The organism is Luteipulveratus flavus, from assembly GCF_029439465.1.
GTDB classification, from domain to species: Bacteria; Actinomycetota; Actinomycetes; order Actinomycetales; family Dermatophilaceae; genus Luteipulveratus; species Luteipulveratus flavus.
In genome coordinates, this window is the sequence record NZ_JAROAV010000033.1 from 217,068 (window position 1) to 236,106 (window position 19,039).

A 19,039-nucleotide genomic window follows, 5' to 3' on the forward strand; every position below is an offset into this window, starting at 1 on the left:
GTGGCGGGTTCAGCCACGCGCGCGTCGGATGAGGCCGAGCAGGAGCGCCACCGCTCCGAAGCCGCCGAGCATGCCGGCGACCTTGTCGTGCCGCAGCTCGCCGTCGGGCGTCCGCGTCGCGTCGTTGGCCGCGAGCTTCACGCCCTCGACCTGGCGCTTGGCGATCTCCTTGGGCTGGGCCCGGAAGGCCAGCTCATCGATCGTGCCGGCCAGACGCTGGCGGGTGGCGGCGAGGTCGGCCTCGATCTCCTGCTCGGAGCGCGTGCGCTTCTCTGCCATGGTGTCTCCTTCTCGTTGAGCGACGGCCGTCCACATCGTTGTCGCTGCGACCTTAACGTAGGGGTCGTACCCCGCACCGGCACCGTTCACGCGTCCAGGAGGACCCATGCCCCGCCTCGAGACGGGCGACATCGCGCCCGACTTCACCCTGCAGGACTCCACCGGGGAGAAGGTCTCGCTCGGCGACTTCCGCGGTCGCAAGCTGGTCATCTTCTTCTACCCGGCCGCGATGACGCCCGGCTGCACCAAGGAGGCGTGCGACTTCCGCGACTCCCTGAGCACGTTGCGCGACGCGGGGTACGAGGTCATCGGCATCTCGCCTGACGTGCCGGAGAAGCTCGCGAGGTTCACCGAGCAGGAGGCGCTGACGTACCCGCTGCTGTCCGACCCGGACAAGCAGGTGCTGGAGGCGTACGGCGCGTACGGCGAGAAGAAGCTGTACGGCAAGACCGTCACCGGCGTCATCCGGTCCACGATCGTGCTGGACGAGGACGGCGTCGTGGTGCTGCCGAAGTACAACGTGCGCGCCACCGGTCACGTCGCCGCTCTGTCCAAGGCCCTCAAGCTCGCGTGAGTCTCAGCCGCCGACCGCGTAGGCTCCCGGTGCGCGCGAGTGGCGGAACTGGGTAGACGCACCGGCTTTAGGTGCCGGCGCCTTCGGGTGTGCGGGTTCGAATCCCGCCTCGCGCACCAGGTGTGCTCAGCCGGCGCCGGCGTGGCTCACGCGCGCCAGGCGCCGGCGAGCTCGGCCATCATCTCCACGGCCCGGCCGTCCCCGATCGACAGATGTCCCTCGCCCTCGATGAGGTGCGCGGTCGCGTTCGGGAGGTGCGCGGCCAGCCACTGGCCGTGCGCGAACGGCACCATCAGGTCCAGACTGCCCTGCCACACGTACGTCGGCACCGTCACCTCGTCCAGCTCGAAGCCCCAGTGCCGGGTGAACGCCAGGTCGTCCTCCAGCCAACCCTCCAGGCCGACCCGGAGCGCCTCGTGGAAGTTGCGAGCGAGGTCCTCGCCGGTACGCTCGGTGATCACGGCTCGGTCGACGTCGGGCAGGAGCGAGGACAGGGTCTCGATGATGTCCCGCGGCGTGGCGGCGCGCAGCTGCGGCAGGTACGGCTCGAGGTAGGTCCGTAGCGCGGGCTCGCCCTCGGCCGCCGCGCCGAACTCGTCGATGTTGTCCTCGCCCATGCCGTCGAGGAAGGTCAGACCGTCCGCGTCGTACGGCGCCACTCCCGCGATCACGAGAGCCGCAACGATCCGGTCGGGCAGGCGTGCTGCGGTCGCCAGGCAGTGCGGGCCGCCGCCGGACCACCCGGCGACGACACAACGCTCGGCACCCACGTGGTCCAGCAGCGCGGCCACGTCGGCGGTGACGTCCACCACGCGTCGTCCCGGCTTCGACGTGGACCCGCCGTAACCGGCGCGCGAGTACGTCAGCACTCGCAGACCGGCGTCGTGCGCCGCCTCCTCGATGCGGTGCGAGGCGTGCAGCGAGCCCGGCGTGCCGTGGTGGAACAGCACGACCTCTCCCCCGTCAGGTCCGCTGATCATGTAGTCGAGGGTGCGCCCGTCCGGCAGGGTGAGGGTGTCCATGGCCTCATCCTCACACCGGCTCAGGTCACGGTGACGCCGATCGTGTGCCAGCCGGTGCTGCCGTCGGGGTCCGGCGGCGCGGTCTCGCCGGTCTGCCACTCCCCGGTGCTGTCCCGGGCGCGGACGGCGATCGTGTGCTTGCCGGGAGAGGCCGGCCACGCGTACACCCACTGCCGCCAGGCATCGACGGTCGCGTCGGTGCCGAGCCGGGCGTCGGTCCACTCGCCGTCGTCGATGCGGACCTGGACTCCGGTGACACCCCGGTGCTGCGCCCAGGCGACTCCGGCGACGGCAACGGTGCCGCCGGAACCCCGCTGCACGGTGTCGTTGTCGGAGGGGACGTCGATGCGCGAGGAGGTCTTGACGGGGCCGCGCGCCGACCATCCGCGCGGGGTCCAGTAGCCCTCGTCCTGCGCGAACGTCGTGACCTTCAGGTCCACGACCCACTTGGTCGCCGAGACGTACCCGTACAGGCCCGGCACGACGAGCCGGACCGGGAAACCGTGCTTGGGCGCGAGCGGCTCGCGGTTCATCCCGATGGCCAGCAGCGCGTTGCGGTCGTCGGTCAGCGCCTCCAGCGGCGTGCCGGCGGTGAAGCCGTCCACGCTGCGGGAGAGCACCATGTCCGCCCCGGGCTTCGGCCGGGCCTGCGCGAGCAGCTCACGGACCGGCCACCCGGTCCAGATGGCGTTGCCGTTGAGGTTGCCGCCGACCTCGTTGGAGACGCACATCAGCGTGACCATGGCCTCCTGCATCGGCTTGGACAGCAGGGTCTCCCAGTCGATCTCGACCTCGTGCTCGACCATCCCGTGCACCCGCAGCCGCCAGCCGGCCGGATCGACCTGCGGCACGACGAGCGCGGTGTCGATCCGGTAGAAGTCGCGCTGCGGGACGACGAACGGCGTCACTCCCCCGACGCCGACCGACGCGCCGGCCGGAACCGCGACCGGCCGCCGCACCCGAGGGATCGCGACCTTTCGGCGCGCCTCGTCGACCGCGCGACCCGCGCTGCCGAGCGCCCGCCCGCCCCACCCGAGCAACGCGGTCGCCACGAGCGCACCCGCGCCGATCCCGACAGCCGTACGTCGGTCGACCGCGTTGCCCTCGGAGGCAGGTCGGCCGATCCGTCCGAACCACCCGCGCAGGACCAGCAGACCGCAGGCGCCGCCGAGAAGGATCGGCAGCAGGTCCAGGGCATGGCTCCCCGGGCGGGTCGCCACGGCCGCAGCGGCGACGCCCACCAGGACGACCGTGAGCAGCAGCGCCACCTGCAGCCGGCGGAGGGCGATCAGGCCGATCAGGCAGCAGAGCAGGGCCAGCACGAGCCCCATGCCGACGAACAAGGCGAGCTTGTCGTCGGTTCCGAACGTCTCGACAGCAAAGTTCTTGAGCCACAACGGAGTCCGGTCGACGAACGCGCCGCCGACGGCGAGGACGGGCGACGGCTCTCCCCCGGCCCAGCCGCCGCGCTGCAGCACACCGTCGATCAGCTCGGCCACCGCGAGGGTCACCGCACCGACGACCACGCCGCCGAGCGCACCGATCAGCAGCGCGCCGCGTCGTGCGACACCGGCGTTCTGCTGCTCGGTCATGACAGCAGCTCGACCAGGTCCGGCAGCAGCGCGCGGAACGCGTTGCCACGGTGAGAGATCGCGTTCTTCTCCGCGTCGTCGAGCTCGGCGAGGGTCCGCCCGTCCTGCAGCAGGAAGATCGGGTCGTAGCCGAAGCCGTTGCTGCCCCGCTGGTCCCGGGTGAGGCGGCCGTCGAGCCGCCCGACGTGGACGCGCTCCGTGCCGTCCGGCAGGGTCAGGACGACCGTGCTGCTGAAGGACGCGGTCAGCCGCTCCTCGTCGACGTCGGCGAGCTGAGCCAGCAGCAGGTCGATGTTGGCCTGGTCGTCACCCGTGCGCCCGGACCACATCGCGCTCCACACGCCCGGCGCGGCACCGAGCACGTCGACGGTGAGGCCCGAGTCGTCAGCGATGGCAGGCAGGCTCGTCGCTCTGCACACAGCCCGTGACTTGAGCCGGGAGTTCTCCTCGAAGGTCACGCCGGTCTCGGTGACCTCCGCGACGCCGTCGATGTCACCGGCTCCGAGGACCTCGACGTCGGCCAGCTCGGGGACGCCCGCCAGCAGGCCGCGCAGCTCGCGCAGCTTGCCGGGGTTCCGCGTCGCGAGGACCAGCCGGCGGCCCATCAGAGCACCCGGTCCCGCGCCTGCTCGGCGAGTGACTTCTCCTGCAGCGCGGTCAGGTCGGCGATGCCCTTGGCGGCCACGTCGAGCAGCGCATCGAGCTCGGCCCGGGCGAACGGCGTCCCCTCGGCGGTGCCCTGCACCTCGACGAACTCACCCCGCCCGGTCATCACCACGTTCATGTCGGTGCCGGCGGTGGAGTCCTCCGGGTAGTCCAGGTCCAGCACGGCTCGGCCGTCGATGATGCCGACGCTCACCGCGGCGACGGACCCGGTGAGAGGCTCGGCCTTCGCCGGGATCAGCTTGCGGACCTTGGCGTCGGCGATCGCGTCCACCAGCGCCACGTACGCGCCGGTGATGGCCGCCGTACGGGTGCCGCCGTCGGCCTGCAGCACGTCGCAGTCGAGCACGATGGTGTTCTCGCCGAGCGCCTTGGTGTCGATGACGGCGCGCAGGCTGCGTCCGATCAGGCGGGAGATCTCGTGCGTCCGTCCGCCGACGCGTCCCTTGCGCGACTCACGGTCGGAGCGGGTGTTGGTCGCGCGCGGCAGCATCTCGTACTCCGCCGTGACCCAGCCGGTGCCCTGCCCCTTGAGCCAGCGCGGCACGCCCTCGGTGAACGAGGCGGTGCACAGCACCCGCGTACGGCCGAACTCCACCAGCACGCTCCCCTCCGCGTGGTCGCTCCAGTTGCGGGTCATGCGGATGTCACGGAGCTGGTCGGGTGCGCGGCCGTCGTGCCGGGGCGTGGCGTCGTTCGTCATGGTTCCCAGCCTACGTACCGCGTCCTACGCTCGATCGATGGAGCGAACCACCCCGCAGGACGACGTGCTCGTGGTGACGGGTGCGTCCAGCGGCATCGGCGCCGCGTGTGCCCGACGCGCCAGTGACGCCGGCTACCGCGTGGTGCTGGCGGCGCGCCGAGAGGAACGGCTGCGTGCGCTGGTCGACGACCTCGGCCTGGACCAGGACCGGGCGCTGGTAAGAACGTGCGACGTCGCCTCGTGGGAGGAGAGTCCGGCCACTACGTCCTGGTGAGCTCGATGGCGGCGCGCCGGCCCGTGCCGGGCTCGCCCTACGGCGCGACGAAGGCGGCTGTCAGCAGCCTCGCCGACGCCGTACGCGCCGAGGTGGCGCACATCGTCCTGCGCCCGGCGGGTCAGCCGGTCTGAGCGTCGGCGCTGCGCCAGCGCCGCCGTCAGCGTCCGGTCGCGACCTCGGCGAGCAGGCCGGGACCCGACCAGGCCCCGCGCCCCGGACCGGCGTCCTCGGCGTCGTGGACCAGCTCGACCATCCGCGCGCACGCCGGGGTCGCGACGCCGTGCTCGGCGCCGAGCTGGACGACGGCGCCCTGCAGCTCCTCGATCTCGGTGGTCCGCCCCCGCTGCAGGTCGTCCCACATCGACGAGCGGGCGTTGGGGTCGACCTGGAGCTGCGCCGCGGCCAGCCGGGTGAAGAGCGCGTCGGGCAGGGTGAGCACCCGCGCGGCGGCCGCCGCGGGGATCGGGCCGAGACGCGCCGGACGTACGCCCTGGGCAGCGAACACGGCCAGCGCCTCCCGCTGACAGGCGGCCAGGACGCGCCGGTAGTCGCGCTCGCCAAGACACTCCTTCAGCGGACGGTCGGCCAGGGCGACCACGGCGTTCATCAGGTTGAGCAGCAGCTTGGCGTACTGCACCTCGACCATGTCGGTCCGCGTCCGGAACGGCAGCCAGGTCCGTGACGCGAGGTCGGCGAGGTCCGCGACGGCCGGGTCGTCGGCCACCATCACCTCCCCGGACGTCGCCCGGTGCAGGACCGCCGGGTCGGTCTGGACGACGTTGAACGACACCATCCCGGCCAGGACGGCGTGCGCGCGCAGCACCTCGCGGATGCGGTCGGTGTTGCGCAGGCCGTTCTGCAGGCTGACCACGACGGTGTCCGGCCGCAGGTAGGGCTGAACCTCGCGGACGGCCTCCTGCGTGGCGCCGGACTTCACCGTCACCAGCAGGACGTCGCACCCCTCGGCCGCTGCGGCGTGGGTGGTGGCCTCGAGCGTGCCGGCCGGTACCCGGTGCTCGGAGCCGTCGTAGCCGGTCACGCGCAGACCGTGCTCGCGGACCGCGTCGACGACACGCGGCCGCCCGATCAGCCGCACCTCCGCCGTCTCGCTCAGGGCCGCTCCGACGACGCACCCGATGCTCCCCGCACCCAGGACGGCAGCTCTCATGTCGGCCAGTATCGCCGGTCGAGGCGGCCGCGCCGGTCGCGGTCTTCCGGAAGCGGAACGGCGGACCGTTCGGCTACAGCTCGTACGTCCGGCCGGCGCAGGCGAGCTCGACGTCGCCGGACCAGACGGTCGCGGCCTGGTCCTGGCACACCCGCGGGTCGTTCCACGGCGGGATGTGGGTCAGCATGAGGCGCTTCACCCCGCCGGCGTCGACGACCGCGCGGGCCGCGCGGCTGCCCGTCAGGTGCACCCCCTGCAGGTCGTCGTCCCGACCGTCGACGAACGCCGAGTCGGCCAGCACGAGGTCGGCGTCCGCGCACAGCTCGTCGAGCGCGGGACAGGCGTCGGTGTCGCCGGTGTACGCCAGCACGGCGCCGTCGGCCTCCACCCGGAAGCCGTACGCCTCGACCGGGTGGTGGACCAGGTACGGCGTCACGGCGAACGGGCCGATCCGCACCGGCGCGCGGTCGGCGAGCTCGGTGAAGGTGAACTGGTCGCCGACGTCCTCCGGCGCGTCGGCGCCGTACAGGCGCGCAAGCCGCTCCCGCGTACCCGCAGGCCCGTGGACGGGCAGACCGCCCGGCAGTGGACCCCCGGGCATGTACTTGCGGACCACGAAGTACCCGGCGAGGTCGGCGCAGTGGTCCGGGTGCAGGTGGGTCAGCATGACGCCGTCCACCGCGTCCAGCGCGACGTGGCGCTGCAGCGCACCCAGCGCGCCGTTGCCGAGGTCGAGCAGGAGGTTCCAGGTCCGGCCCTCGTGCTCGGACTGCACCAGGTAGCAGGACGCCGGCGAGTCGGGTCCGGCGAACGAGCCGGAGCAGCCGATCACGATCAGTCTCATCGGGCGGCCACCCGCCCGGCAGCGTGCTGGAAGTCGTTGCTGAAGACGTGGTCGAACTCCGGACCGAGGCCCAGGAAGCGGCGCGCCAGACGACGGAACTCCTCCGCGTCGCCGGTGGTGGTGAACGACATCCCGGGCGCCCCCGCGTCGTCGGCCCGCAGCAGGTCGGCGTCGGCGAGGACCCGGTAGACGTCCTTGGCGGTCTCCTCCGCCGACGACACCAGCGAGACGGTGTCGCCCATGACGTAGGAGATGACGCCGGTGAGCAGCGGGTAGTGCGTGCATCCGAGGACGAGGGTGTCGACGTCGCGCTGCTGCAGCGGCTCGAGGTACTCACGGGCGACGTCGATCAGCTCCTTGCCGCCGGTGACGCCGGCCTCGACGAACTCCACGAACCGCGGGCACGGCTCGCTGGTCACCTGCAGGTGGGGAGCAGCGGCGAAGGCGTCCAGGTACGCGCGCGACTGGTGGGTCCCCCGCGTGGAGATGACGCCGATGCGACCGTTGCGGGTGGCGCTGGCCGCGCGCCGGACCGCCGGGCGGATGACCTCCACGAGCGGGACGTCGTAGCGCTCGCGCGCGTCGTGCAGCATGGCCGCGCTGGCGGTGTTGCAGGCGATGACCAGGACCTTGACGCCGTGGCTGACCAGCCGGTCCAGGCACTCGAGGGCGAACGCACGGGTCTCGGCGATCGGGCGAGGGCCGTACGGGGCGCGCGCGGTGTCGCCGAGGTAGGCGATGGACTCGTGGGGCAGCTGGTCGAGCACCGCTCGGGCGACGGTGAGTCCGCCGTACCCGCTGTCGAAGATCCCGATCGGCGCGTCAGACACCGCACCAGCCTAAGTGCCGATCCGCGTCGGATCGGTCATCTACGGTGTCGGTCTCCTCACGTCCTGGGGCGTCCGGCCCGGTCAGCCCGCCGCCCGGACCTCGCCCAGCGCGCCGACCAGGTCGAGGATGCGCTCGTCCGAGACGGGACGGCCCTCGTCGTCCAGCCCGCAGACGGTCACCCGCGTCGCGCCGGCGTCGGCGTGCTCGCGTACCAGCGCCGCCAGTGTCTCGGCGCGGCTGCCGACAGGTGCGGCCGTGAAGGCCACGACGTCCGGGGCGCCGGCGCGGCCCGCGCGCTCCCGGGCCTCACGGACGACGCGGACTCCGTCGGCGACCTGGTCGGGCGAGGTGTCACCGGTGAAGATCACTCCGTCGCCGAGCTCACCGGCCAGGGCGAGCGTCTTCGGGCGGACGGCACCGACCAGCAGCGGCGGTCGGGCTGCGGGCGGCCAGGTCAGCCGGACGTCGTCCAGGCGGACGTACCTGCCGTCGGTGGTGACCGTCTCGCCGTCCAGCAGGGACCGCAGCGCCGTGGTGTACTCGCGCAGCAAGGTCAACGGGGACTCGGCACGCACCCCGACCTGGCCCATCCACTCCAGGACGCCGTGCCCGATGCCCGGCAGGATCCGGCCCGGGAAGAGGCGGGACAGCGTGGCGATCTCCATCGCGGTGAGGGCGACGTTGCGCAGTGGCACCGGCATCAGCCCGATGCCGACCGCGATCCGCTGCGTCCAGCCGAGCGCTGCGGCGGCGGCCGCGACGCCGCTCTCGGCGAAACAGTCCTCCCACAGCCACAGCTCGTCCAGGCCCGCCTCCTCGGTCGCGACGGCGACGCCGCGCAACAGCTCCGGCGGCTGGTCGGGCGGGGAGATGACACCGATCGAGGTCATGCGTGGACGCTAGCGCTGGCCTCCGACACCGGCAGGCGTCCACGTCCACCGGCGATCGAACTGCGTTTGGTGTTCCTGACGCGGTTCGAGCTGCGTCAGGAACACCAGACGCAGTCAGGACACCGGGAGGAGCGCCAGACGCAGTTCGGGCACCGCGAGGCGGCAGCCGAGATCAGCGGCGCAGGAACGGGTTGCCGAGCACGCCGATCTGGTCGATCTCGACCTCGACCCGCTGACCCGGCTCGACCGGTCCGATTCCCTCCGGAGTGCCCGTCAGGATGGCGTCGCCCGGCAGCAGCGTGAACGCCTGCGAGGCGTGCGAGATCAGCGTCCACACGTCGTGGATCATGTCCGCCGTCGTCCCGTCCTGGCGGACCTCGCCGTCCACCCGGGTCTGCAGCCGCAGGTCGCTGACGTCCAGGTCGGTCTCGATCCACGGGCCGAGTGGGCAGAAGGTGTCGAACCCCTTGGCCCGCGACCACTGACCGTCCGACTTCTGCAGGTCGCGCGCCGTCACGTCGTTCGCGACGGTGTAGCCGAAGACGACCTGGCGGGCCTCCTGCGGGGTCACGTCCTTGCACATCCGCCCGATGACGACGGCGAGCTCACCCTCGTAGTCGACCCGCTGCGACTGCGGCGGCATGACCACGGGGTCGTCCGGCCCGGCGACGGCGGTGTTCGGGACGAGGAACATCAGCGGCTCGGTCGGCGCCTCACCGCCCATCTCCCGGGCGTGCTCGGCGTAGTTCTTGCCGATGCCGATGACCTTGCTGCGCGGGATCACCGGCGCGAGCAGCCGGACCTCGTCGACCGTCGTGGTCCGGCCGGTCAGCTCGATCTTGCTGTAGAGCGGGTCGCCGGAGATCTCGGCGATCTTGTCGCCGGCGCCGTCGACCAGCCCGTACGTGGGGTCCTCGCCTGTGGTGTACCTCGCGATGCGCACGAACCGAGCCTAGGACCTACCCGGTCTGGACGATGGGTCCGGTGGCCGTACCGGTCGGTGTCGGCACCGGAGTGGTGCTCGGCTGCTCGGTCGGGGTCGGCCCGCCCGTGGTCGTCGGGCTACCCGGTCCACCGGTCGGCGTGGGGCTGGACGGCGTCGGAGAGGACGGCTCACCGGTCGGCGTCGGGGTCGGCGTGGGCAGCGTGCCGACGACGCCGAGGACGGTCCGGGCGATCACGCCGTACCCGGTGTCGTTGGCGTGGATGTCGTTCTTGGCGCACATCCAGGTCCAGGCACAGATCAGCGCGACGTTGGTCGGCAGCTTCGCGGTCGGGTCGACCGGCGACGGAGTGGTCGAGGAGGTGAAGTCCTCGCTCTTGAACGCGGCACCGACGTCGGCGACCCGAGCGTTGACGCCCTTCGCGGCCCCGTCGATCGTCGAGTTCAGGCTGCGCTGGAGGTTGACCGACACCTTGGCCAGCGACTGGCCGTCCGGGCCGAGCAGCCACGCGGCGAGGAAGGGGTTGTAGTAGTTCGCGACCACGATGCGGGCGTCCGGCGCCGCCGCGCGGATGCGGGTGAGGATCGGCGGGAGGTTGGTGGCGACCTTCTGCAGACCGGCGGTGATGCACGGGAGGTCGACGTTGCTCCCCTTCGCGCACCGCTGCACGTCGTTCGCACCGATGTCGAGCGTGATCAGACGGGTGGTCGGGTGCGTCTTGAGGAAGCTCTCGGCCGCGGCCAGCTGGTTGGTGCCCTCGTCGTAGCTGCCGCAGATCGCGCCACTGGTCATCGTCGTGGTGTCCTCGCCCGAGCAGGCGAAGTTCTTCAGCTGCAGGTCCGAGCCCGACTTCTTCGCCCCGGCGAGGACGCCGCCGACGTAGCCGCCGGTCTTGTCGTCGCCCTGGCCCGGCTGGTAGCCCGCGGCCAGCGAGTCGCCCATCGCGACGTACCACCCGTCGGAGCCGGCGGCCGAGGCCGTGGTGGAGCCCGAGGCGACCACGCCGATGACCGAGGTCGCGGCGAGTGCGGTGGCGCTGAGGATGACGGTCGCGCGGCGACGCTGCATGGTGCCTCCTGATGTGCTGCAGATCACGACACTGTCGCACGAATACAGTAGTGGCGATGGCCGTTCGACTCCTCCCGCGTGACTCCTGGGTAACGATCCAGTCAACGCACCACGACCGGGTCGACCGGGCGACCTCCGCCCACCGAGCGCGGCGACAGGACGCGCGGGCGCACCCGGTCGAGGACTTCCTGTTCACCTACTACTCCCACCGGCCCGCCCAGCTGCGCCGCTGGCACCCTGGCGTCGGTGTCGCCCTGGAAGGTGCCGGTCGACCGTGGCGGTTCTACGTGGAGCGGCACGGCGCGTCGGTCGTCGACGTCGAGGAGTTCTTGTCCGCTCGCGGTGATGCCGTGCGGTTCGTCCGCGACCTGCTGCGGGCCACGCTCGACCGTCCCGCTCACCTGGGCTGCTTCGGGCTGCACGAGTGGGCCATGGTCTACCGGCTCGACCAGGACGAGGTCCGGCACGCCGACTGGCCGCTGCGCCTCGGTGGGGCCGGGACCGACGAGGTCGTCGAGTCGCACACCGTCCGCTGCTCCCACTACGACGCATACCGGTTCTTCACCCCATCCGCCCGGCCGCTGAACTCCGTTGCGCCGCAACGGGACACACAAGTCCTGATGGAGCAGCCGGGCTGCCTGCACGCCGGCATGGACGTCTACAAGTGGGCGTACAAGCTCACGCCTGCCGTGCCGTCGGAGCTGGTGATGGACTGCTTCGACCTCGCCCGTGACGTGCGGCTGCTCGACATGCAGGCGGCGCCGTACGACCTCAGCGAGCTCGACGTCGAGCCCGTCCGGATCGAGACCGCCGAGGGCAAGGCGGAGTACGTCCGGCGGCAGCGCGCGTTCGCCGCGCGTGGCCAGGACCTGCGCCGCCGGCTGTTGGCGGTCTGCGAGACGGTCCTGCACAACGGTTAGCGTGCGGGCATGGAGCTGATGACGATCGCCGCCCCCGACGGCCCGAGCGAGGCGTACGTCGCCCGCCCGGAGACCGGCCACGGTCCGGGCGTGCTGCTGTTCGTGGACGCCATCGGGCTGCGGCCGCAGATCGCCGACATGGCCGACCGCATCGCGAGCTGGGGGTACGTCGTCCTCGCACCGAACACCCTCTACCGCAGCGGCACCGCCGCCGAGACCAGCCCCACGCGCGACCTGCGCGAGCCCGGCGCCCGGGACGAGTTCTTCCAGCAGGCGATGCCGCGGGTCGACGAGCTCACCGCCGACCGGACGACCGCCGACATCGCCGCGTACACCGACGCGCTCGCTCACCTGGACGGGGTGACCGGGGGCCGGTTCGGGACGGTCGGCTACTGCATGGGCGCCCAGCTCGCCGTACGAGCCGCCGGCCAGGACCAGCGCTTCGTCGCCGTCGGCGGGTTCCACGGCGCGCGGCTCGCGACCGACGAGCCCGACAGCCCGCACCTGGGTCTGCCGAACGCGCGCGCCGAGCTCGTCTTCGGCCACGCCGACCAGGACCGGTCGATGCCGCCGGAAGCGATCGAACGCCTCGGCGACGCCATGGAAGCCGCCGGGCTCACCGCCACGAACGAGGTGTACTCCGACGCCGCGCACGGCTACACGATGGCCGACACCGCGGTGTACGACGAGGCCGCGACCGAGCGGATGTACACCGAGCTGCGCGCGCTCCTGGACCGGACGCTCTCCCCCGCCTGACCGGTCTCAGCCGGACGTCGGGCCGTCCCACGACCAGTGCTGCATCGGCAGGCCGGCCGGGACGTCGTCAGCCGACTCGTGGTAGTCGCCCATCCGCTGGATCGCCCATCCGAACCACGTCGTCAGCGCCTCCCGCAGCTGCGGGTCGTCGGACACCGGCACGTCGTCCAGCGCCGCCTCGAAGCAGGCGAGCGCGCGCCGGTCCATGTCGTGGTGCTCGCCGTTGCCCGAGTGCATCCGCGTCACCGTGGACTGGTCGCCGAGCGTCCGCGTGAACGTCGGCGGCCCGCCGAGCACCTCGCCCCAGTACGCCGCCAGCCGCTCGTCGTGCTGGGGGTGGAAGCCGTGCGAGAAGGCGTGGCTCACGACCGGGTCGGCCAGGCAGCGCGCGTGCCAGGCCCGCGCGAGGGCCAGCACCACGTCGACGCCACCGAGGCGCTCGTAGATCGTCTCCATGCCGGCAGTATCCGCCGCGCCGGGCGGTCCCCGCTTGGACGAATCGGCACTCAGCGCGGCTCGACGCCCTGGGAGAGCAGCCCGTAGGTGAAGGAGTCGATCAGCGCGAGCCAGCTGGCGTGCACGATGTTGCCGGCGACACCGACGGTCTCCCAGGAGGAGCTCCCGTCCGAGGTCTCGACGAGGACGCGGGTGGTCGCGTCCGTGCCGTGCGAGGCGTCCAGGATGCGTACCCGGAAGTCGATGAGCTCGAGCTTGTCGAGCTCGGGGTAGGCGACGGCGAGCGCTTGCCGCAGGGCGTGGTCGAGGGCGTTGACCGGGCCGTTGCCCTCGCCGACGGCGACCTGCCGCTCCCCCGCCGCCACCAGCTTCACCGTCGCCTCCGACAGCGAGGAGTCCGAGCCCGAGTCGGTGATGACGCGCCAGGACTCGACGTCGAAGTAGCGCAGCGGCTCCCCGGTGACCTCCCGGCGCAGCAGCAGCTCGAAGGAGGCGTCCGCCGCGTCGAAGGTCCAGCCCTGCAGCTCCAGGTCCTTCACCGTCCGGACCATCCGGGCCAGCAGCTCGGGACGGTCGGAGAGGTCGTACCCGAGCTCCTTGCCCTTGAGCTCGATGCTGGCTCGACCGGCCATGTCCGACACCAGCGTGCGCATCTGGTTGCCGACCAGCGCCGGATCGGTGTGCTGGTAGAGGTCCGGGTCGATCCGCAGCGCGCTGGCGTGCAGGCCGGCCTTGTGCGCGAACGCGCTGGCCCCGACGTACGGCTGCCGGCTGTACGGGACGACGTTGGTGATCTCGCTGATCTGGTGGGACAGGGCGGCCGCTCGGGCGAGACGCTCCGGCGGGAGCAGCGGGTGGCCGAGCTTGAGCTGCAGGTTGCTGATGACGGTCACGAGATCGGCGTTGCCGGTGCGCTCGCCGTACCCGTTGATCGTGCCCTGGACGTGGGTGGCGCCCGCCTGCACCGCGGCGACGGAGTTGGCGACCGCGCACCCGGTGTCGTTGTGGCAGTGGATGCCGAGGCGGGCGCCGGTGTCCCGGGCGACCTGCTGGACCACCTGGCCGACCTGCGGCGGGAGCATGCCTCCGTTGGTGTCGCAGAGCACCACGACCTCGGCGCCCGCACCGGCCGCGGTCCGGACGACCTCCAGCGCGTACGCCGGGTCGAGGGCGTAGCCGTCGAAGAAGTGCTCGGCGTCGAGGAAGACCGTCCGACTGGCGGCCACGAGGTGGGAGACCGTGTCCTCGATCATCGCGAGGTTCTCCGCGAGCGTGGTCCGCAGGGCCAGCTCGACGTGCCGGGGGTGGGACTTCGCGACGAGGGTGACGACGGGCGTACGGGCGTCCAGGAGGGCGGCGACCTGCGGGTCCTCCGCCGCCCGTGCGCCGGCACGCCGGGTGGACCCGAACGCCGCCAGCCGAGCGGTGCGCAGGTCCAGCTCGTCGTGGGCCCGCCGGAAGAACTCGGTGTCCTTGGGGTTCGCGCCCGGCCAGCCGCCCTCGATGAACCCGACGCCGAGGTCGTCCAGGTGAGCGGCGATGGCCAGCTTGTCGGTGACGGAGAGGTTCAGACCCTCCTGCTGCGCGCCGTCGCGCAAGGTCGTGTCGTAGACGTGAACGGTGCTCATCGCGGCCCATCCTCTGGCGGGAACGGAGGTGCTCGGTGGTCGGTAGGTGGTGATGGCTCGGGCGTGACTCCCGAGCTCCGGCCGCTCGCCTCCGGTGCGGTGATGGTGCCCGGGGACGAAAAAACCTCCCGGGGTACGGGAGGTTCGCGCGCCGGAGCAGATCCAGCGCGCTAGCAGATAATGATCGTCACTGCGGGGGTGACCGCAGACCCAGGGCTCATCACGCGGCCAGTCTCGCACCGACGTCCGGTCATCGGAACGCACGTCTCAGATCGTGGCGGCGAGCTCGCCGACCAGCGCCTCCAGCACCTGCGCCACCCCGTCCTCGGCGTTGCTCGCGCACCGGCGGTCGGCGGCCGCCAGGACCTGCGGGTGGGCGTTCGCGACGGCGTAGGAGGTGCCTGCCCAGTCGAGCATCGGCAGGTCGTTCGGCATGTCGCCGAAGGCCCACACGTCGTCCGGGCCGAGGCCGCGCTCGCCACACCACCGCTCCAGCGCGATGGCCTTGCTGACCCCGACCGGACTCATCTCGGCGAGGCCCTCGGCACCGGAGAAGGCCGCGACGGCCTCCTCGCCGACCGCCGCGACCACCTGGTCCAGGAACTCCTGCGGGTCCAGCCCGGGGTGCCGGCCGAGCAGCTTGCCGACGACGGTCTGCGCCGGCAGCCGCTCCATCTCCTCCACCAGTAGATCCGCGGGCTTGCAGTCCGGCAGGTACGGCGGGTACGCGCGCTCGGCGTGGCTGCCATCGGCGCACTCGGCGGCGAACGCGATGCCGGGCACCGTCGTACGCAGCCGCTGGACGAGCCGGTCGAGGGTGGGCCGGTCGAACCCGTGGGTGCGCTGCACCTGCTGGCAGCGCACGTCGTACACGAAGGCGCCGTTGCCGCACAGCACGATGCCGTGGCCGCCGACGTCGTTCGCCAGTGCGTCCAGCCACCGCGGTGGCCGGGCGGTCACGAAGACCGTCTCGACGCCGAGCGACTGGACGCGGCGCAGGGCCGACCGCGTCCGAGCGCTGACCGCCCCGGACGGGTCCAGCAGCGTGCCGTCCAGGTCGGTCGCGACCACGCGGGGTGGCATGTCAGGCCAGGCGGGTGAGCCAGCCGCGGGTGTCCTCGGTGCGTCCGGTCTGGATGTCCAGCAGCGCCTCGCGGATCTTGGTGGCGACCTCGCCGCCCTCGCCCTGCGGCCCGGTGCGCACCTCGCCGCCGTTCCAGACGAGACGGCCGACCGGGGTGACCACGGCCGCCGTGCCGCACGCGAAGGCCTCGGTGATCTCGCCGGACTCGGCACCGGCGCGCCACTCCTCCAGGCTGATCCGGCGCTCCTCCGGCTCCAGGTCCAGGTCCTTGGCGAGCTCCAGGATCGAGGACCGCGTCACGCCCTCGAGAATCGAGCCGCTGAGCTCAGGCGTCACCAGCCGGCCGTCGCGGTACACGAGGAAGACGTTCATGCCGCCCAGCTCCTCGATGTACTTCTGCTCCAGGGAGTCCAGGAAGACGCTCTGGTCGCAGCCGTGCTCGGCGGCCTCGATCTGCGCGGCGAGGCTGGCGGCGTAGTTGCCACCGCACTTGGCTGCACCGGTGCCGCCGACACCCGCGCGCGAGTAGTGCTCGGAGATCCACAGCGACACCGGCTTCAGTCCGCTGGCGAAGTAGGACCCGGCCGGGGAGGCGATCAGGCAGTACGTGACCTCGTTGGCCGGTCGTACACCGAGGAACGCCTCGGAGGCGAACATGAACGGCCGCAGGTACAGGCTGGACTCACCGGTGGTCGCGTCCGGCACCCAGTCGATGTCGGTCTCGACGAGCGCGCGCAGGGAGCCCAGGAAGTCGGCCTCCTCCATCGCCGGCAGCGCCAGCCGGTGCGCGGAGCGGGCGAACCGTGCCGCGTTGGCCTCCGGGCGGAAGGTCCACACCGAGCCGTCCGCGTGCCGGTAGGCCTTCATGCCCTCGAAGATCTCCTGCGCGTAGTGCAGGACGGCGGCCGACGGCTCCAGCTGCAACGGGCCGTACGCGGTGACGCGGGCGTCGCCCCAGCCCTCGCCCTTGCGCCAGGTCGCCAGGACCATGTGGTCGGTGAACCGCTGCCCGAAGCCGGGGTTGGCCAGCACCGCCGCGCGATCGGCCTCGGACGCGCGGTCCGTCCGCTCGGTGACGGTGAAGGACAGGGTCGAAGACGTGGACATGACTCGCTCCTCGAGGACATCGGGACGGCGCGGACTGCTCACCCGAAGCGTACGACTCCCATGGTGGCGCCGATCACAAGCCCCGTCTCTCCAGTCGAGACCGGGCGGTGCGGTGGGCGGGACCGGCCGGGCGGACGGTCGTTCAGGCCAGGCGGGACGCGATGGCGTCGCCGACCTCGCCGGTGGTGCGGACGGCGTTGCGCCGGTCGCTGAGGTCGCCCGCCACGGCGCGCTCGATGCGCGCAGCCTCCTGCGTGCGCCCGAGGTGGGTGAGCAGCATGGCGACCGACAGGATGGTGGCGGTCGGGTCGGCCTTGCCCTGGCCGGCGATGTCGGGCGCCGAGCCGTGCACCGGCTCGAACATCGACGGGGCGCTCCGGTCGGGGTTGATGTTGCCCGAGGCCGCCAGGCCGATGCCTCCGGTCACCGCGGCCGCCAGGTCGGTGATGATGTCGCCGAACAGGTTGTCGGTGACGATGACGTCGAAGCGGCCCGGGTCCTGGACCAGGTACATCGTCGCGGCGTCGACGTGGGCGTACGCCGTCTCGACGTCGGGGAACTCGGTGCCGACCTCCTCGACGGTCCGCCGCCACAGGTGGCCGGCGTACCGCAGGACGTTGTGCTTGTGGACGAGCGTGAGGTGCTTGCGCGGCCGCGCCTGCGCGCGGGCGAACGCGTCGCGGACGACCCGCTCGGCGCCGAACCGCGTGTTGACGCTGACCTCGGTGGCCAGCTCGGCCGGCGTACCGACCCGCAGCGCTCCGCCGTTGCCGGTGTACGGGCCCTCGGTCCCCTCACGGACGACGACGAGGTCGACCCCGTCCGGAGCGACGCGGTCGACGGCGAGCGGAGTGATGACGCCGGGATGGAGCCGGGCGGGACGCAGGTTGACGTAGTGGTCGAGCTCGAAGCGGATGCGCAGCAGCAGCTCGCGCTCCAGGACGCCGCTCGGGACGGAGGGGTCCCCGATCGCACCGAGCAGGATCGCGTCGTGGCCGCGCAGCTCCTGCAGGACGGAGTCGGGCAGGGTCTCACCGGTCTCGTGCCAGCGGCGCGCGCCGAGGTCGTACTCGGTGCGGTTGACCTTGGCGTCCGAGGCCGCCTCCAGGACCTTCAGCCCCTCGGCGACGACCTCAGGACCGATCCCGTCTCCCCCGATGACCGCCAGGTCGATGCTGTCTCGCGCTCCCGTGCTCATGGGGCCACGCTAGTTCCGCGTCTTGCATTCTGGTATCACGATCTTGGCATACGGACGGGCGACCTCAGGGCACCAGCAGCAGCTTGCCCACCGTCCGGCGTCCCTCGAGGTCCGCGTACGCCTGCGACGCCTCCGCCAGCGGGTAGCGCCCCCCGATCTCGACGTCGAGCGAGCCGGTCCTGATCGACTCCAGCACCTCCCCCGAGCGCAGCAGCAGCTCCTCGCGTGTGGCGATGTAGTGCCCGAGGGTCGGGCGGGTGACGTACAACGAGCCGCCGGAGTTGAGCCGCTGCAGGTCCAACGGCGGGACCTGACCGCTCGAGCCGCCGAACAGGACGAGCATCCCGCGCGGCCGCAGCGACCCCAGCGACGCGTCGAACGTCGCCTTGCCGACCCCGTCGTACGCGACGTCGACGCCCCGACCGTCATTCGCATCGCGCACCTGCTCGGCCAGGTCATCGTCCTGGGTGTAGTCGATCGCGGCACGCGCACCCAGGGCGAGGGCGATGTCGCGCTTGCCCTGCGTCCCGGCCGTGGCGATCACCTCGCCCCCTCGCTCGGTGATCATCTGCACCAGCAGCCGGCCCACGCCTCCCGCGGCCGCGTGCACCAGCGCGACGTCACCCGGCTTGACGGAATACGTGCTGTTCACCAGGTAGTGCGCGGTCATGCCCTGCAGCATCGCCGCAGCCGCCACCTCCAGGTCGACGCCGTCGGGCACCGGCACCAGCGCATCGCGCGGTGCGTTGATGACCTGCGCCGCGCTGCCCGGGACCTGCGCCCACGCCACGCGCTCACCGGTCCCGACGACCTCACCGGCCCCCTCGGAGCAGATCCGGAACGGCAGCGGCACGTCGTACACGCCCTGCCGCTGGTAGACCTCGATGAAGTTCACCCCGACCGCTGCGACCCGGACCTGCACCTGGTCCTGCTCCGGGTCGGGCACCTCGACCTGCTGCAGCTCGAGCTGGTCCGGCGCGGTCACGACGAGGGCCTCGGTGCTGGTCATGTCCGCAGCGTAGGCCCGCCTGTCCC

22 protein-coding genes and 1 tRNA gene are annotated in these 19,039 nt (G+C 72.2%); 6 read left to right on the forward strand and 17 right to left on the reverse strand.

Annotation, left to right across the window (positions count from 1 at the left end; genetic code table 11):
* Nucleotides 1-9 precede the first annotated feature (9 nt).
* Entirely contained in the window at nucleotides 10-279 is a 270-nt protein-coding gene (locus P4R38_RS14225) for a DUF3618 domain-containing protein (protein WP_275238852.1), read from the reverse strand.
* A gap of 106 nt (nucleotides 280-385) precedes the next feature.
* Between P4R38_RS14225 and bcp the strand changes: the two genes are divergently transcribed.
* Nucleotides 386-853, forward strand: a complete 468-nt coding sequence (gene bcp / locus P4R38_RS14230) for a thioredoxin-dependent thiol peroxidase (protein WP_277192711.1) — start codon at nucleotides 386-388, stop codon at nucleotides 851-853.
* Nucleotides 854-886: 33 nt separating this feature from the next.
* Nucleotides 887-972 (forward strand) — tRNA-Leu (locus P4R38_RS14235).
* A 27-nt stretch (nucleotides 973-999) separates the two neighbouring features.
* Here P4R38_RS14235 and P4R38_RS14240 read toward each other — a convergent pair.
* The 4 genes from P4R38_RS14240 to rph are packed head-to-tail and all read right to left on the reverse strand — an operon-like array spanning nucleotide 1,000 to nucleotide 4,833.
* Nucleotides 1,000-1,875, reverse strand: coding sequence for an alpha/beta fold hydrolase (locus P4R38_RS14240; RefSeq protein ID WP_277192712.1), 876 nt, complete (start codon nucleotides 1,873-1,875; stop codon nucleotides 1,000-1,002).
* 20 nt (nucleotides 1,876-1,895) lie between these two features.
* The gene (locus P4R38_RS14245; protein ID WP_277192713.1) at nucleotides 1,896-3,467 is read right to left on the reverse strand and encodes a molybdopterin-dependent oxidoreductase; all 1,572 of its coding nucleotides are present in this window, start codon (nucleotides 3,465-3,467) and stop codon (nucleotides 1,896-1,898) included.
* Nucleotides 3,464-4,072: an RdgB/HAM1 family non-canonical purine NTP pyrophosphatase gene (gene rdgB / locus P4R38_RS14250; protein ID WP_277192714.1), complete on the reverse strand. Its 609-nt coding sequence runs from the start codon at nucleotides 4,070-4,072 to the stop codon at nucleotides 3,464-3,466. Before rdgB ends, P4R38_RS14245 begins: the two co-directional genes overlap by 4 nt.
* Nucleotides 4,072-4,833: a ribonuclease PH gene (rph, locus tag P4R38_RS14255; RefSeq protein ID WP_275238857.1), complete on the reverse strand. Its 762-nt coding sequence runs from the start codon at nucleotides 4,831-4,833 to the stop codon at nucleotides 4,072-4,074. Before rph ends, rdgB begins: the two co-directional genes overlap by 1 nt.
* Nucleotides 4,834-4,870: 37 nt before the next feature.
* On the opposite strand from rph, the gene P4R38_RS14260 reads away from it, so the two are divergent.
* Nucleotides 4,871-5,107 carry an SDR family oxidoreductase gene (locus P4R38_RS14260; protein WP_277192715.1) on the forward strand — a complete coding sequence of 79 codons (237 nt, stop codon included), beginning with the start codon at nucleotides 4,871-4,873 and terminating at the stop codon, nucleotides 5,105-5,107.
* A gap of 5 nt (nucleotides 5,108-5,112) precedes the next feature.
* A complete protein-coding gene (locus tag P4R38_RS14265) occupies nucleotides 5,113-5,241 on the forward strand; it encodes a hypothetical protein (RefSeq protein WP_277192785.1) in 129 nt (42 codons plus the stop codon).
* Nucleotides 5,242-5,267: 26 nt separating this feature from the next.
* Here the strand turns inward: P4R38_RS14265 and P4R38_RS14270 are convergent, their stop codons facing one another.
* The 6 genes from P4R38_RS14270 to P4R38_RS14295 all read right to left on the reverse strand — a co-directional run bounded on the left by P4R38_RS14270 (nucleotide 5,268) and on the right by P4R38_RS14295 (nucleotide 10,855).
* A complete protein-coding gene (locus P4R38_RS14270; RefSeq protein WP_277192716.1) occupies nucleotides 5,268-6,278 on the reverse strand; it encodes a 2-dehydropantoate 2-reductase in 1,011 nt (336 codons plus the stop codon).
* A gap of 73 nt (nucleotides 6,279-6,351) precedes the next feature.
* A complete protein-coding gene (locus P4R38_RS14275; protein ID WP_275238861.1) occupies nucleotides 6,352-7,122 on the reverse strand; it encodes an MBL fold metallo-hydrolase in 771 nt (256 codons plus the stop codon).
* Complete coding sequence (gene murI, locus P4R38_RS14280) at nucleotides 7,119-7,952, reverse strand: glutamate racemase (protein WP_275238862.1); 834 nt, start codon at nucleotides 7,950-7,952, stop codon at nucleotides 7,119-7,121. Before murI ends, P4R38_RS14275 begins: the two co-directional genes overlap by 4 nt.
* 81 nt (nucleotides 7,953-8,033) lie before the next feature.
* Nucleotides 8,034-8,843: an LLM class flavin-dependent oxidoreductase gene (locus tag P4R38_RS14285; protein WP_277192718.1), complete on the reverse strand. Its 810-nt coding sequence runs from the start codon at nucleotides 8,841-8,843 to the stop codon at nucleotides 8,034-8,036.
* Nucleotides 8,844-9,015: 172 nt separating this feature from the next.
* The gene (locus tag P4R38_RS14290; RefSeq protein ID WP_277192720.1) at nucleotides 9,016-9,786 is read right to left on the reverse strand and encodes a fumarylacetoacetate hydrolase family protein; all 771 of its coding nucleotides are present in this window, start codon (nucleotides 9,784-9,786) and stop codon (nucleotides 9,016-9,018) included.
* 16 nt (nucleotides 9,787-9,802) lie between these two features.
* Complete coding sequence (locus tag P4R38_RS14295; protein ID WP_277192723.1) at nucleotides 9,803-10,855, reverse strand: SGNH/GDSL hydrolase family protein; 1,053 nt, start codon at nucleotides 10,853-10,855, stop codon at nucleotides 9,803-9,805.
* 56 nt (nucleotides 10,856-10,911) lie between these two features.
* On the opposite strand from P4R38_RS14295, the gene P4R38_RS14300 reads away from it, so the two are divergent.
* Complete coding sequence (locus tag P4R38_RS14300; protein ID WP_277192725.1) at nucleotides 10,912-11,775, forward strand: 3-methyladenine DNA glycosylase; 864 nt, start codon at nucleotides 10,912-10,914, stop codon at nucleotides 11,773-11,775.
* A gap of 9 nt (nucleotides 11,776-11,784) precedes the next feature.
* Entirely contained in the window at nucleotides 11,785-12,531 is a 747-nt protein-coding gene (locus P4R38_RS14305) for a dienelactone hydrolase family protein (RefSeq protein ID WP_277192727.1), read from the forward strand.
* Nucleotides 12,532-12,537: 6 nt separating this feature from the next.
* Here P4R38_RS14305 and P4R38_RS14310 read toward each other — a convergent pair whose 3' ends face one another.
* The 6 genes from P4R38_RS14310 to P4R38_RS14335 form a co-directional block, all read right to left on the reverse strand.
* The gene (locus P4R38_RS14310; protein WP_277192729.1) at nucleotides 12,538-12,987 is read right to left on the reverse strand and encodes a group II truncated hemoglobin; all 450 of its coding nucleotides are present in this window, start codon (nucleotides 12,985-12,987) and stop codon (nucleotides 12,538-12,540) included.
* Between the two features lie 50 nt (nucleotides 12,988-13,037).
* Complete coding sequence (gene cimA / locus P4R38_RS14315; protein ID WP_277192731.1) at nucleotides 13,038-14,615, reverse strand: citramalate synthase; 1,578 nt, start codon at nucleotides 14,613-14,615, stop codon at nucleotides 13,038-13,040.
* Nucleotides 14,616-14,882: 267 nt separating this feature from the next.
* Entirely contained in the window at nucleotides 14,883-15,698 is an 816-nt protein-coding gene (locus tag P4R38_RS14320; protein ID WP_277192732.1) for an HAD family hydrolase, read from the reverse strand.
* Between the two features lies 1 nt (nucleotide 15,699).
* Nucleotides 15,700-16,806 (reverse strand): branched-chain amino acid aminotransferase, encoded by a 1,107-nt coding sequence (locus P4R38_RS14325; protein ID WP_277192734.1) that lies wholly within the window; start codon nucleotides 16,804-16,806, stop codon nucleotides 15,700-15,702.
* Nucleotides 16,807-16,948: 142 nt separating this feature from the next.
* On the reverse strand, nucleotides 16,949-18,004 hold the full coding sequence (locus tag P4R38_RS14330) for a 3-isopropylmalate dehydrogenase (RefSeq protein WP_277192736.1): 1,056 nt from the start codon (nucleotides 18,002-18,004) through the stop codon (nucleotides 16,949-16,951).
* A gap of 64 nt (nucleotides 18,005-18,068) precedes the next feature.
* Nucleotides 18,069-19,013 (reverse strand): quinone oxidoreductase family protein, encoded by a 945-nt coding sequence (locus P4R38_RS14335; protein WP_277192738.1) that lies wholly within the window; start codon nucleotides 19,011-19,013, stop codon nucleotides 18,069-18,071.
* Nucleotides 19,014-19,039: the final 26 nt, after the last annotated feature.

Excerpts from the sequence above, each read along its gene's own strand:
- cimA (WP_277192731.1), bottom strand. The coding sequence starts at position 14,615 with ATGAGCACCGTTCACGTCTACGACACGACCTTGCGCGACGGCGCGCAG.
- P4R38_RS14260 (WP_277192715.1), top strand. The coding sequence starts at position 4,871 with ATGGAGCGAACCACCCCGCAGGACGACGTGCTCGTGGTGACGGGTGCG.
- P4R38_RS14305 (WP_277192727.1), top strand. The coding sequence starts at position 11,785 with ATGGAGCTGATGACGATCGCCGCCCCCGACGGCCCGAGCGAGGCGTAC.
- P4R38_RS14240 (WP_277192712.1), bottom strand. The coding sequence starts at position 1,875 with ATGGACACCCTCACCCTGCCGGACGGGCGCACCCTCGACTACATGATC.
- bcp (WP_277192711.1), top strand. The coding sequence starts at position 386 with ATGCCCCGCCTCGAGACGGGCGACATCGCGCCCGACTTCACCCTGCAG.
- P4R38_RS14275 (WP_275238861.1), bottom strand. The coding sequence starts at position 7,122 with ATGAGACTGATCGTGATCGGCTGCTCCGGCTCGTTCGCCGGACCCGAC.
- P4R38_RS14270 (WP_277192716.1), bottom strand. The coding sequence starts at position 6,278 with ATGAGAGCTGCCGTCCTGGGTGCGGGGAGCATCGGGTGCGTCGTCGGA.
- P4R38_RS14265 (WP_277192785.1), top strand. The coding sequence starts at position 5,113 with ATGGCGGCGCGCCGGCCCGTGCCGGGCTCGCCCTACGGCGCGACGAAG.
- P4R38_RS14310 (WP_277192729.1), bottom strand. The coding sequence starts at position 12,987 with ATGGAGACGATCTACGAGCGCCTCGGTGGCGTCGACGTGGTGCTGGCC.
- P4R38_RS14225 (WP_275238852.1), bottom strand. The coding sequence starts at position 279 with ATGGCAGAGAAGCGCACGCGCTCCGAGCAGGAGATCGAGGCCGACCTC.
- P4R38_RS14295 (WP_277192723.1), bottom strand. The coding sequence starts at position 10,855 with ATGCAGCGTCGCCGCGCGACCGTCATCCTCAGCGCCACCGCACTCGCC.
- P4R38_RS14320 (WP_277192732.1), bottom strand. The coding sequence starts at position 15,698 with ATGCCACCCCGCGTGGTCGCGACCGACCTGGACGGCACGCTGCTGGAC.
- P4R38_RS14325 (WP_277192734.1), bottom strand. The coding sequence starts at position 16,806 with ATGTCCACGTCTTCGACCCTGTCCTTCACCGTCACCGAGCGGACGGAC.
- P4R38_RS14300 (WP_277192725.1), top strand. The coding sequence starts at position 10,912 with ATGGCCGTTCGACTCCTCCCGCGTGACTCCTGGGTAACGATCCAGTCA.
- P4R38_RS14335 (WP_277192738.1), bottom strand. The coding sequence starts at position 19,013 with ATGACCAGCACCGAGGCCCTCGTCGTGACCGCGCCGGACCAGCTCGAG.
- P4R38_RS14285 (WP_277192718.1), bottom strand. The coding sequence starts at position 8,843 with ATGACCTCGATCGGTGTCATCTCCCCGCCCGACCAGCCGCCGGAGCTG.
- P4R38_RS14330 (WP_277192736.1), bottom strand. The coding sequence starts at position 18,004 with ATGAGCACGGGAGCGCGAGACAGCATCGACCTGGCGGTCATCGGGGGA.
- rph (WP_275238857.1), bottom strand. The coding sequence starts at position 4,833 with ATGACGAACGACGCCACGCCCCGGCACGACGGCCGCGCACCCGACCAG.
- rdgB (WP_277192714.1), bottom strand. The coding sequence starts at position 4,072 with ATGGGCCGCCGGCTGGTCCTCGCGACGCGGAACCCCGGCAAGCTGCGC.
- P4R38_RS14245 (WP_277192713.1), bottom strand. The coding sequence starts at position 3,467 with ATGACCGAGCAGCAGAACGCCGGTGTCGCACGACGCGGCGCGCTGCTG.